The organism is Dokdonia sinensis, assembly GCF_003688895.1.
GTDB classification, from domain to species: Bacteria; Bacteroidota; Bacteroidia; order Flavobacteriales; family Flavobacteriaceae; genus Dokdonia; species Dokdonia sinensis.
In genome coordinates, this window is sequence record NZ_REFV01000002.1 from 76,512 (window position 1) to 88,218 (window position 11,707).

The window sequence follows — 11,707 nt, forward strand, 5'->3', positions numbered from 1 at the left end:
ATCTTTAAATTTAATTTTTAATTAAGTCGCAAAAATAGCAAACTTTACGGTTATACAATTCTTTGCGCTTAAAATGTGAAGGTAATTTACGTATTTCTGTAATAAGTAAAGGTAAGATTACCTTCAAAATGTTAATAATAATCCTTTGTTTTGCACTCACAACAGCACTTCAAGATGAAACGTATTGTAATTTTTGCCTCGGGTAACGGTACAAACGCCCAGCGTATTGTAGAGTATTTTAAGGACCGTACGGATGCCCGAGTCGTGCAGTTGCTCAGTAACAACCCCCGTGCCAAAGTGCTAGAACGCGCTCGAGGCCTCGACATCAGTGCCTTAAGCTTTAACCGTCAGGCCTTCTATAAGACAGACGATGTGCTCAACCTGCTCAAAACGACTGCTCCAGATGTGATTGTACTGGCTGGATTTCTTTGGCTCTTCCCAGAGAAAATCATTCATGCGTTTCCTAATAAGGTTATCAATATTCACCCGGCCTTACTTCCAGATTTTGGAGGTAAGGGAATGTACGGGATGAATGTTCACGAGGCTGTTTCCGCTTTCGCGAAAGCGCACTCAGAACAAAAACACTACACAGGAATCACCATACACAAAGTAACGCCAGAGTATGACAAAGGCGAATACCTTTTCCAAGCCAAAGTAGAGGTGACTCAAAATGACACGCCCGAAACTATTGCCGAAAAAGTGCATCAATTAGAATATGCGCATTTTCCAGAAGTGATAGCATCATTTTTGAAAAAAAATAATTAACGCCATAATGTCTAAACTTTTAGGCATCTAAAAATGGGTGGATGAGATTTCCGCCTTCGCGGAAATGACAAATTAATGAGTAAGAAAAAAGAAAAATTCTACGTGGTCTGGGAAGGTAAAAAGCCGGGCATCTATCTCTCGTGGAAGGATTGCAAGGCAATGATAGACGGCTATGCTGGGGCAAAGTATAAGAGCTTTGAAACCTTTGCCAAAGCAAAAACGGCTTATAACGGAGACTATAACGACTTTAAAGGAACTTCAAAAAAGAAACGCGTTCTAACAGCTGATGAAAAAGCAAAATACGGAGAACCTAATCTCTACTCCATTGCTGTAGATGCCGCAAGTTCTGGAAATCCCGGTATTATGGAATACCGTGGGGTAGACACGCAAACGGTCAAGCAACTTTTTCACCAAGGGCCTTTTAAGCAAGGGACCAATAATATAGGAGAGTTTCTCGCTCTCGTACACGGCCTGGCTTATCTTAAAAAAATAGGAAGCGACCGAATAATATACTCCGACTCACGAATTGCCATAGGCTGGGTGAAAAAGAAAAAGTGCAATACAAAACTTCAAGAAAATACCCGAAATAAAGACGTAATCGACCTCGTGAGGCGGGCAGAGCAATGGCTTAAATCTAATACCTACACAACTACTATCGTCAAGTGGGAAACCAAAGCCTGGGGAGAAATTCCAGCAGATTTTGGGAGGAAGTAATTACGGGTTATCCTGTCGCCATTTTACGAGCAACACTACAGAAAGATTTTCAATAATAGTTCCTGTACCATCTACTTCCATTCTAAACCAGTCTCCGGCATCAAAGTCTAAGTTATAGGTGTTGTTCTTATAGTTACCCACATTATCAAGCTTAAATACACCACTTTTTGTAATGTCTGCCGTATTTCTAGGAACTTGAACATTATTTTTAAATAATTTTATATCTACATTACTATCATCTCTTGTTGCTCGCATACTCAGACCTACTATAGTACCATCAAAAGGCATTAATGGCCCACTAGTCTGAACGTCACCACCACCATACTCTAAAGAGCTGTCATCAGATGAAATCCCCAACCTCCCAAACTCAATTGTTGTATATTCTATACTTAGCCACTTATCGCGATTTGCATCAAACATATAGAGTTTATCTCCTATGACTGCCATTTGTCCAGTATCTACACCTTTGGGATTTTCTTGCGGATTTAATCGTAAACCAGGAAGATCAGACGCTGTAGTCTTAATTTCTAACGCAGCCGTGGGATTACGCTCTCCAAACCCAATTTGCGCATTGCTACAAAAGCTTATAAATATTAAATTAATAAGAAGTATGAATTTTTTCATTTAGAACAATTTATGATGAAGATGTAAAGAATTTTATTTGCGCCATTTTACCCAAATGACAGCTGTAGGATCATTCACATTATTTCCTCCACCATTGCCCACGTGTACTCTTATATAATCTCCCGCTTCAAAGTCTAGATTAAAATCAGTTTTCTTAAGAGATCCGCCCACAAGATTTAGGCTTGTAGATGATTGTTCTACTCCTGCGCTGTTGTGAATGGTAATTCTAATTTCCTTAGTAGCGTTCCCGCCAGAAGAGTTTAACGAGGCATAAACGATTGTCCCTTTTCTAGGCATCTTAGGGCCGCTGGACGTGATGTCTCCGGCGTACTCCAGAGTAGAATTATTCTGCCCGCCCTCACGACCAAAGTTAAAAGAACTTGATCCTATTGTGAGCCACTTGCCTTGACCTGTATTATCTGTACGTGTTGTATCAAACATAAAGAGCTCAGGGCCATAATCAGGAGTGTTGATCACAGAAATTTGACCCATAGCCGTGCCGTCTGGAGCTGTTTGGGGATTAAGCTCTAATGCGGGAAGCTGGTCTGTGGGTGATTTTATCTCTAATTCTGCGTTAGGAGTAGAAGTTCCTATACCGACTTGTCCCCATAAGGTATAAGAAAATAGGAGCACGAATGCTAGTGGTTGTAATTTCATAATTCAATAGATTTGGGATGTCAAAGATATAATTTATTTTCAATTTTAGCCGTAACTTGTTGAAAATGTGCATATTGTGTTTTATGGCGATAATTTTTTGCACTTCGTCGATATTTTCAGCACGACTGGATGATAAATACGACAATTTCTTAGCATTGGTTTCCGTGCGCTTTCGCGAAAGCGAACTATTAAAGAGGCATCTCTTTAGATTTTAAGTAATACTCTCGTGCCTGTATTTTTACATTGACTAATTTCAGTCTCATTAGGCTAGTATTGTCAAGCATTCAAAATCGTATATTTGCAAAAAAAATTAAATGAGTAAATTGGTTATTGTAGGTTCTTGTGCGTTTGATGCGATTGAAACTCCATTCGGAAAAACGGATAAGATCTTGGGAGGTGCAGCAACTTACATAGGGCTTTCTGCTTCAAAATTTTCTGGAGTATCTCCAGCGGTCGTATCTGTTGTGGGAGAAGATTTTCCTCAGGAATATATAGATTTATTAAAAAACCGAGGTGTAAATACGGACGGAATAGAAGTGGTTAAAGGAGGTAAAACTTTTTTCTGGAGCGGCAAGTATCATAACGATATGAATACTCGTGATACGCTTGTTACAGAGCTTAATACTCTAGCAGATTTTGACCCCAAAGTTCCAGCTACTTACAAGGATGCTCCAATAGTAATGCTAGGAAATCTACAACCGAGTGTTCAACTCGGAGTTATAGATCAAATGATCGTAAAGCCTAAGCTAGTCATTCTAGACACGATGAATTTCTGGATGGATATCGCTCTTGACGAGCTTAAAACCACACTAAAAAAAGTAGATGTCATTACCATAAATGATGAAGAGGCGAGACAATTAAGCGGGGAGTATTCGCTTGTTACTGCTGCCCGTAAGATTCACGAGATGGGACCTAAATATGTTGTGATTAAAAAGGGAGAGCATGGCGCTTTACTTTTTCATAAGGACGAGATTTTCTTTTCGCCCGCATTACCGCTAGAAGAGGTTTTTGATCCTACGGGAGCAGGAGATACTTTTGCAGGAGGATTTGCAGGGTATCTTGCCCAGATAGAGACAGTTTCTTTTAAGACAATGAAAAACGCTCTCATTTACGGCTCATGCTTGGCATCTTTTACGGTAGAAAAGTTTGGAACAGAGCGATTACAATCTGTTACAGACGAGGAGATAAAGGAACGGCTTAGAGAATTTGAGAAGCTAACACAATTTGATATAGCATTAAACTAATATAAACGCGCTCCTATTTTAAGGGGCGCTTTTGTTTACAAACGATTATGAGTGACGCAATAAAACATGAGTGCGGTATTGCACTTATTAGATTAAAAAAGCCCCTCCAGTTCTACAAGGACAAATATGGTACAGCTTTTTACGGGGTAAACAAGATGTACCTCATGATGGAAAAACAGCACAATCGTGGTCAGGATGGAGCTGGTTTTGCCAGTATTAAACTTGATATGGATCCCGGACAGCGTTATATAAGCAGGCAAAGATCTACGGCCCAACAACCTATTCAAGATATTTTTGCTCAAATAAATGGACGGATTAATGAGATGATGACTGCAAATCCTGATAAGAAAGAAGATGTTGCTTGGCAAAAAAATAACGTTCCTTACATTGGAGAATTATTATTGGGTCACGTGCGTTACGGAACTTTTGGAAAAAATAGTGTTGAGAGTGTTCATCCTTTTTTACGTCAGAATAACTGGATGCATCGTAATCTTATAGTAGCGGGTAATTTTAATATGACAAATGTAAGCCAGCTGTTTGACAAACTGGTTTCATTAGGGCAACATCCCAAAGAGCAGGCAGATACGATTACGGTAATGGAAAAGATAGGTCACTTTCTAGATGATGAGGTGGCAAAGCTGTACAAAAAACTTAAGAAAGAAGGTTTTAATAAGCAACAGGCTTCTCCCAAAATTGCCCAAAGGCTAAAAGTGAATAAAATTCTCAAAAGAGCATCTAAAGATTGGGATGGAGGATATGCAATGGCGGGAATGTTAGGTCACGGAGATGCATTTGTGTTGCGTGACCCAGCGGGAATTAGACCAGCTTATTATTATGAAAATGAAGAAATAGCGGTCGTTGCTAGTGAGCGCCCTGTGATTCAGACGGCATTTAATATTCCTTTTGAAGACGTTAAGGAGCTTGATCCTGGAGCAGCAGTCGTTATTAAGAAAAATGGCGAGTTACAAATTCATCAAATTATAGAACCTCTAGAACGCAAGGCGTGCTCCTTTGAGCGTATATATTTCTCCAGAGGATCTGACGCCGAAATTTACCAAGAACGTAAAATGCTCGGGCGACTCTTAATGCCTGAAGTTTTAAAGAGTATTGACCACGACACAGTGAACTCCGTTTTCAGCTTCATACCGAACACGGCAGAGACCTCTTTTTATGGAATGGTTGAGGCGGCACAAGATGAACTTAATAAACAAAAGGGACAGGAGATCCTTGCGGCTAAGGATAGTTTGGACGAGGCAGGTCTCCAGAAAATACTTTCGCGAAAGCTGAGAACCGAAAAAATCGCTATAAAGGATGCAAAGCTGCGTACCTTTATTACAGAAGATAGTAGCCGTGATGATCTCGTTGCACACGTTTATGATGTGACTTATGGTGTGGTAAAACCAGAAGATAAGCTCGTAATAATAGACGATAGTATTGTGCGAGGCACGACCTTAAAGAAAAGTATCATAAAGATGCTTGCAAGATTAAATCCATCTAAGATTATTGTTGTCTCTTCTGCTCCTCAAATACGTTATCCAGATTGTTACGGTATTGATATGGCCAGACTGGAAGACTTTATCGCTTTTAGAGCGGCGATAGCGCTGCTTAAAGAGCACGGTAAAGAAGATATAATTGATAATGTATATCAAAAATGCAAAGAACAGACGGAGTTTAAGGATAAGAACGTAAAGAACTATGTAAAAGAGATTTATGCTCCATTTACAGATCAACAAGTTTCTGCAAAGATTGCTGAGCTTCTTATAGACGATTCTGTAACTGTAGAAGTAGATATAATCTATCAGACCGTAGAAAACTTACATATGGCCTGTCCTAAAAACTTAGGAGACTGGTACTTTACAGGAGATTACCCTACATACGGGGGAAATAGAGTTGTAAATAGAGCTTATATAAATTACGTGGAGGGAAATAGTGCTAGGGCTTATTAAAGCAAGTCTTAATAAAATGTCAATTTGCTGATTATTTGTGTATTTCGTCTAAAAATAGTGTTGTTGGTCTAAAAGTTAGATTTTGTGTGGGATAAGCACATATATTAGCAAAGCCATAGCATAAGTAGGTTAAGTTCATGGTAGATTTGGGGCAAAAAAAGGTGGATCTTTCCGCCTTTTTTTATGCCCCAAATCTTCGGGGGTGGCGAGTAAATTTTATGATGATATAAGAGCCATTTGGCATACGAGCCGTTTTTTCTTTCTTTGTCTTTCCGCCTTTTTTTATGCCCCAAATCTTCGGAGGTGACGCGTATAACCACTCTTGATAAAGGACATTTGTCGAGCGCACTTTTTGATTTCTCTTAAATGTCTGTTTTTTGTTATGTGAATTCAACCCGGGTAGTTATTTGCGCTGAAAGACTACAATTAAATTTCTGTAATTGTTTTAAACTGCAGTTATCCCCCGATAAAAGCGACATTATCTATTCCAATGCTTGTATGTTATTAGAAATAAAAATTCTAGTATTTTATAATAGCTTTCTTTTTAGCGTATTTTAAAAAGAGACCCAATAAGAGTATGGATCTATCAAAACGTTGCGTGCGGTTTCGTTACATTAAAACAACTTTAACCAGCAGTCATAATCTCTTGCTAAATCAATAGCAAAACTCATATCCTATATTATTTTTGAAGCTCATCAATACAATCAAAAAATGAAAACATTATGCACACTAGTCTTCATCGCAATTTTAAGCTTAAGTACAGATGCCATTTGTCAGATTGAGAAGGGAGACCGTTTTGCAAGCATATCTTTTGCTCCGTATCCCACCACTTCAAATGATGAAAAGGATTTTGGCATTATCGTAAAGGCAGACGCAGAGTTTCTTCTTACAAATAGGCTGTCTTTTGTGACAAGTGGTTTTTACTCTAGCAATACGGCTTTTGAGAATGCCAGCGGCGTCCGGTTAAATGCTTTTGGGATCATACCTTCTTTACAATATTATGTAGTAAACAAAGATAGGTGGAATGTACATGTACTAGCGGGATATGGTTTTGGGTTTACGGATCGCGCTTTTGGCGGTGCGGAGAATAGTGCTATATCAATTGTGAGTCTGGGTGCTGGAGCCTCTTATAAAATCAGTGAGAAATTCTACTTAAAGCTGCAAGTGCCATATTTCAAAGCGCAGAATATTTCTTATGACTTTACGGAAGTTGAGGGAGCAGCTCCATTTTTCGGAGTAGCATATAATTTTTAGTGTTTCGTATAAGTACGCTTTCGCGAAAGCGGCATTCTTATCTCAATCATTAAAATTTTTCATTTTCCCACATTCATTTTTTGTACTTTACCTACTCTGGCATTTCTTTTGAACTGTGACTACAAAACAAACTTTATGAACACCCTAAAACTCATTTTCATCCTCTTTATATCTATTTCAATGTCACAATGTGGTTCAAGCCAGCAGGCACCTCTAGAAGTCCCCTTTAATGGCGGTAACTCGTATTATGAAACGTGGATTGCTGGGGTACAAGGAGGAGGCTCTGGGGTAAATCTTTTTTTAGACTTTAAAAATGTTCCAGAAGATGTAATACTCAAGGAAGCATATTTTCAGGAGATGAGAGCCACCATCACTTTAGAAAATGGTCAGTATGTCGCGCGATTTAAAACGGCGCTCAACAATGCCAGAGATATTGTTATGAGCAAGGATCCTGTGGAAGAAATGGTTAATACCCCTTCTTCAAAAGAGATGTTCAAGTTTCCACTGGAAGAAAATGAAGCTGGAATTACGTATATGCAAAATGGAGCACTGCGGTACGCAAAAATAGCGAACATCACATTTAAAGAAAGTAAACCACTTCCCTCACAACGTCCTCAAAATGGAATGGACAGAGGGCAAGAATAGGTGCTTATTTTCGTTACTTTAGCAAGCGAAAACACCAGCCTTCTTGAGCTCACTTAAAAGTCTTTTTCAGCATACGTTTGTGTACGGTCTTGCGACTGTGCTGCCACGATTGCTTACATTGTTACTTACCCCTTTATTGACAGAGTATCTTCCAGATGCAGACGCATTTGGCGAAGTGTCTATCATATTCTCATATATTTTACTCTTGAACGTTATCCTTACGTATGGGATGGAAACGGCGTTCTTTCGGTTTTTTTCTGACAGGGCTCATAAGGGTAAAACACTTAGCACTGGACTTATTACCATTCTCATAACGACCACTGTTTTTGTAATAATTGCCTTCTTAGCATTAAATCAAATAGCAACTTTTACAGAAATTCCTGCAGTTTACTGGAAGTGGGTTATCGGGGTCATTGCTTTTGACACACTGATGGTAATTCCCTTTGCGTATATGAGGGCGCAAAAGAAATCGTTAAAATATGCCTTGATTAAGTTGCTCAATGTGGTGATAACGACGAGTACGGCGGCGGTATTTTTAATTTGGTTGCCAGAAATGAACGCCATTAATTCCTATCTGCCGTCTGACAAGATTGAACTTTACTTCATAGCTTTCCTGGCAGCGAGCATCATAACATTTCTAATTGTAGCCAAACCTTATTTTTCAAAATGGGATTTTGATGTTGCTTTATGGAAGAAAATGGTTAGATATGGAGCGCCTATTTTAATAGCGGGACTTGCATTTGCTGTAAATGAGACTTTTGATAAAATATTACTCCAGAAACTTCTTCCAGAAGACATTGCCGAAACTCAAGTGGGAATTTACTCTGCCTGTTATCGTTTATCTGTCGGGATGACCTTATTTGCCACAGCATTTAAACTTGGAGTAGAGCCATTTTTCTTTTCAGAATCAAAAAATGAGAATGCAACAAAGATGTATGCCCAGATAACAAAAATGTTTGTGGTCCTGGGAGCTATCGCGCTTTTCGTCTATGTTGTCTTAGTAGACCTCATAAAACCATTACTACTCACTAAAGAAGTATACTGGGAAGCAATGAATGTTGTTCCACTAGTGCTTATAGCCTACTTGTTTTTCGGGATTTATCAAACCTTATCCGTCTGGTATAAGGTGACGGATAAAACGCGTTATGGTGCTTATATTTCGGTAGCGGGAGCGACACTTACGATTGTTGTAAACGTACTGCTTATCCCAAAAATAGGATACCTCGCCAGTGCCATTGCCACCTGTGGGGCCTATGGACTAATGATGGTTGCTTCCTATGTGATGGGCCGTAAACATTTAGCAGTTCCTTATGATCTAAAAAACATACTTTTGTACCTCACCTTGTCCATCGTCTTTACGGTAGTATTTTTCTACGGTTTTCGGGAATATTTTGGTATTGGGAGTTGGCAATTGTATCTTGTAGGAGCAGGAATGACGCTTATTTTAGTAGGGTTTATTAGCTTTCGCGAAAAAGCACTCTTGTTACGATTATTAAGAAGAAAATAGGAGTATGCTTTCGCGATTTATCCTGAATTTATTTCAGTGAAAGCAGAAAAAAATACATCTGACCTTCGAGATTTTGTCGTAGGGAACCTTATAGGTCTGGATGAGGAGCATTAGTAATCGAAGTATTAAAAAACTTGTGCTACATCACTAAGATACTCATCGGGATATGAATCAGATGAATGTTTAAAGTGGTAAGCCTAATACAATTAAAAGATTCCCGCCTTCGCGGAAATGAAATATTTAAATTTTCAATGAAAATAAAAGTAATAAACAAGAGCGAACACCCATTACCTCATTACGAGACTATCGCCAGTGCGGGTATGGACTTAAGAGCAAATAATCAAGAGAACATCATAATTGCTCCAATGGAAAGAGCCATCGTTCCCACCGGAATCTATATGGAACTTCCCATAGGTGTAGAAGCACAAGTGCGACCTCGAAGTGGCCTGGCTGCAAAAAAAGGAATCACAGTTCTAAATGCCCCAGGAACAATAGATGCAGATTACCGTGGCGAAGTAGGAGTGATCTTAGTAAACCTTTCAAAGGAAACTTTTGTTGTAGAAAACGGAGAACGCATCGCCCAGATGGTCATTGCAAAACACGAACGAGCAGACTGGGAATCGGTTACTGAACTATCGAGTACAGATCGTGGTGAAGGTGGGTTTGGGTCGACAGGGATAAAGTAATTCCTGCGCAGGCAGGAATCTCTAACTCGGACAAAAAAGCATTTTGAAAAGCTCAGAACGTTGCAAATATGAGCCGTAAGAGTAAAAAGAGATGGAGTAAGTACCCACAATTCTCATACAAGTAGTTATGAGCGAATGGTTTGTGTATATTATGACTAACAAATCGCACGAAGTTTTATATATAGGCGTGACAGACAATATTGAAAAATGAGTAAAAGAACATAAGTTTAAGCTTTATCCAAATTCATTTACGGCTCGCTATAATTGTGATAAGCTAGTTTATTTAGAAACGATTTATAAAGGAGTAGACGCTGTAAAGCGAGAATCGCAGATGAAGAAATGGAAAAGAGAATGGAAGATAAAGTTAATTGAGGAACTAAATCCAAATTGGTTTGATTTGAGTATGAATTGGTCATAACCTAATTCCTGCGAAGGCAGGAACCTCCGACTCTAGCGACAAAGCCCTTTTAATAGCTCAGAAATTAGTAAATATGAGTCGCAAGAGTAAAAACGTAGAATAAAATAGCTTTCTCATGAAGTTTGAGACATTTAAGAAATATTTGATAATCTAATAAGAGATCCCTGCCTACGCCTTATCTCCGACGAGTGAGGAACGAGGGAGAGGAAGATAAAAGTATGAAAATAATAGTCCCAATGGCAGGACGTGGCAGTCGCCTCCGCCCACATAGTTTAACAGTTCCTAAACCTCTAATTCCCGTAGCTGGACAGCCTATTGTGCATCGTCTTGTTAAGGATATTGCAAAGGTTCTGGATGAACCTATAGAGGAAATAGCGTTTGTTCTGGGTGACCCCGCTTGGTTTGATGACGAAGTAGTGGGCCAACTCGTAGACCTTGCCGAAGGTCTAGGCGCACACCCTTCCATTTATAGACAAGACCGGCCCTTAGGAACAGGCCACGCCATTATGTGTGCGGCCGAGTCTCTTTCTGGCCCAGCCGTTATCGCTTATGCGGATACTTTGATACGGGCAACATTTGATCTTGATCAGGAAGCAGACAGTGTTATCTGGACAAAAAAAGTGGATAATCCAGAGGCTTTTGGTGTCGTAAAACTTAATGATAAACAAGAAATCGTAGAGCTTGTTGAGAAGCCAGAGCAGTTTGTTTCTGACCAAGCCGTAATAGGAATATATTATTTTAAAGATGTAGCCGTTCTTAAAGACAAGCTTCAAGAAGTGCTGGAGGAGAACATTATGAATGGTGGCGAGTACCAGATAAACGACGGGATCAAGAAAATGATGGCCGACGGAAAAGTGTTTAAAACAGGAACCGTAGACGAGTGGATGGACTGTGGAAACAAGGCAGTGACTGTCGAAACAAATGGCAGAATGCTCCAGTTCCTGCACGATGATAAAGAAGAAAAACTGGTTGCAGAAAGCGCCAAATTAGAAAACGCGAGTATCATTCCGCCGTGCTATATTGGGGAGAACGTGGTGCTTAAGGATGTTACCATTGGGCCTAATGTTTCGGTGGGACGTGGCACAAAAATTGTCAATAGTATCGTGAAAAATAGCTTGATTCAGAATGATTCTGTGATTAAAAATGTAAATCTGGATCAGGCAATGATCGGGAATCACGTAAAGTATGATGGGAAGTTTACACAAGTGAGCTTGGGCGATTATACGGTGCTGGAATAGGTTGCCTTT

The 11,707-nt window shown here is 39.5% G+C and carries 12 protein-coding genes; 10 read left to right on the top strand and 2 right to left on the bottom strand.

All coding sequences use genetic code 11. The annotated features are described in order from the left end of the window. The first annotated feature begins 174 nt into the window (after positions 1 to 174). Positions 175 to 765: a phosphoribosylglycinamide formyltransferase gene (gene purN, locus EAX61_RS02390; RefSeq protein WP_121916066.1), complete on the top strand. Its 591-nt coding sequence runs from the start codon at positions 175 to 177 to the stop codon at positions 763 to 765. 75 nt (positions 766 to 840) lie between these two features. Further along, positions 841 to 1,479: a ribonuclease H1 domain-containing protein gene (locus tag EAX61_RS02395; RefSeq protein WP_121916067.1), complete on the top strand. Its 639-nt coding sequence runs from the start codon at positions 841 to 843 to the stop codon at positions 1,477 to 1,479. On the opposite strand, the gene EAX61_RS02400 is transcribed toward EAX61_RS02395, so the two are convergent. Beyond that, on the bottom strand, positions 1,480 to 2,103 hold the full coding sequence (locus EAX61_RS02400) for a hypothetical protein (RefSeq protein WP_121916068.1): 624 nt from the start codon (positions 2,101 to 2,103) through the stop codon (positions 1,480 to 1,482). Between the two features lie 33 nt (positions 2,104 to 2,136). Next, positions 2,137 to 2,760 (bottom strand): hypothetical protein, encoded by a 624-nt coding sequence (locus EAX61_RS02405; protein WP_147448320.1) that lies wholly within the window; start codon positions 2,758 to 2,760, stop codon positions 2,137 to 2,139. A 314-nt stretch (positions 2,761 to 3,074) separates the two neighbouring features. Here EAX61_RS02405 and EAX61_RS02410 point away from each other — a divergent pair, with 314 nt between their 5' ends. From EAX61_RS02410 to EAX61_RS02450, 8 genes are all read left to right on the top strand, one after another. Then, positions 3,075 to 4,004, top strand: coding sequence for a PfkB family carbohydrate kinase (locus tag EAX61_RS02410; RefSeq protein ID WP_121916070.1), 930 nt, complete (start codon positions 3,075 to 3,077; stop codon positions 4,002 to 4,004). A gap of 47 nt (positions 4,005 to 4,051) precedes the next feature. Further along, positions 4,052 to 5,950 carry an amidophosphoribosyltransferase gene (locus tag EAX61_RS02415; RefSeq protein WP_121916071.1) on the top strand — a complete coding sequence of 633 codons (1,899 nt, stop codon included), beginning with the start codon at positions 4,052 to 4,054 and terminating at the stop codon, positions 5,948 to 5,950. Between the two features lie 711 nt (positions 5,951 to 6,661). Next, on the top strand, positions 6,662 to 7,204 hold the full coding sequence (locus EAX61_RS02425; RefSeq protein ID WP_121916073.1) for an outer membrane beta-barrel protein: 543 nt from the start codon (positions 6,662 to 6,664) through the stop codon (positions 7,202 to 7,204). A 135-nt stretch (positions 7,205 to 7,339) separates the two neighbouring features. Next, complete coding sequence (locus tag EAX61_RS02430) at positions 7,340 to 7,849, top strand: hypothetical protein (RefSeq protein ID WP_121916074.1); 510 nt, start codon at positions 7,340 to 7,342, stop codon at positions 7,847 to 7,849. Between the two features lie 43 nt (positions 7,850 to 7,892). Then, the gene (locus EAX61_RS02435; RefSeq protein ID WP_236641968.1) at positions 7,893 to 9,356 is read left to right on the top strand and encodes a lipopolysaccharide biosynthesis protein; all 1,464 of its coding nucleotides are present in this window, start codon (positions 7,893 to 7,895) and stop codon (positions 9,354 to 9,356) included. 251 nt (positions 9,357 to 9,607) lie between these two features. Next, positions 9,608 to 10,042 (top strand): dUTP diphosphatase, encoded by a 435-nt coding sequence (gene dut, locus EAX61_RS02440; RefSeq protein ID WP_121916332.1) that lies wholly within the window; start codon positions 9,608 to 9,610, stop codon positions 10,040 to 10,042. A gap of 127 nt (positions 10,043 to 10,169) precedes the next feature. Further along, positions 10,170 to 10,253 carry a GIY-YIG nuclease family protein gene (locus EAX61_RS16720; RefSeq protein ID WP_347337920.1) on the top strand — a complete coding sequence of 28 codons (84 nt, stop codon included), beginning with the start codon at positions 10,170 to 10,172 and terminating at the stop codon, positions 10,251 to 10,253. A 425-nt stretch (positions 10,254 to 10,678) separates the two neighbouring features. Beyond that, a complete protein-coding gene (locus EAX61_RS02450; protein WP_121916075.1) occupies positions 10,679 to 11,698 on the top strand; it encodes a sugar nucleotidyltransferase in 1,020 nt (339 codons plus the stop codon). Positions 11,699 to 11,707: the final 9 nt, after the last annotated feature.

Bases quoted from the DNA above. Each gene is read 5' to 3' on its own strand.
- purN (WP_121916066.1), top strand. From the start codon at position 175: ATGAAACGTATTGTAATTTTTGCCTCGGGTAACGGTACAAACGCCCAG.
- EAX61_RS02395 (WP_121916067.1), top strand. From the start codon at position 841: ATGAGTAAGAAAAAAGAAAAATTCTACGTGGTCTGGGAAGGTAAAAAG.
- EAX61_RS02400 (WP_121916068.1), bottom strand. From the start codon at position 2,103: ATGAAAAAATTCATACTTCTTATTAATTTAATATTTATAAGCTTTTGT.
- EAX61_RS02405 (WP_147448320.1), bottom strand. From the start codon at position 2,760: ATGAAATTACAACCACTAGCATTCGTGCTCCTATTTTCTTATACCTTA.
- EAX61_RS02410 (WP_121916070.1), top strand. From the start codon at position 3,075: ATGAGTAAATTGGTTATTGTAGGTTCTTGTGCGTTTGATGCGATTGAA.
- EAX61_RS02415 (WP_121916071.1), top strand. From the start codon at position 4,052: ATGAGTGACGCAATAAAACATGAGTGCGGTATTGCACTTATTAGATTA.
- EAX61_RS02425 (WP_121916073.1), top strand. From the start codon at position 6,662: ATGAAAACATTATGCACACTAGTCTTCATCGCAATTTTAAGCTTAAGT.
- EAX61_RS02430 (WP_121916074.1), top strand. From the start codon at position 7,340: ATGAACACCCTAAAACTCATTTTCATCCTCTTTATATCTATTTCAATG.
- dut (WP_121916332.1), top strand. From the start codon at position 9,608: ATGAAAATAAAAGTAATAAACAAGAGCGAACACCCATTACCTCATTAC.
- EAX61_RS16720 (WP_347337920.1), top strand. From the start codon at position 10,170: ATGAGCGAATGGTTTGTGTATATTATGACTAACAAATCGCACGAAGTT.
- EAX61_RS02450 (WP_121916075.1), top strand. From the start codon at position 10,679: ATGAAAATAATAGTCCCAATGGCAGGACGTGGCAGTCGCCTCCGCCCA.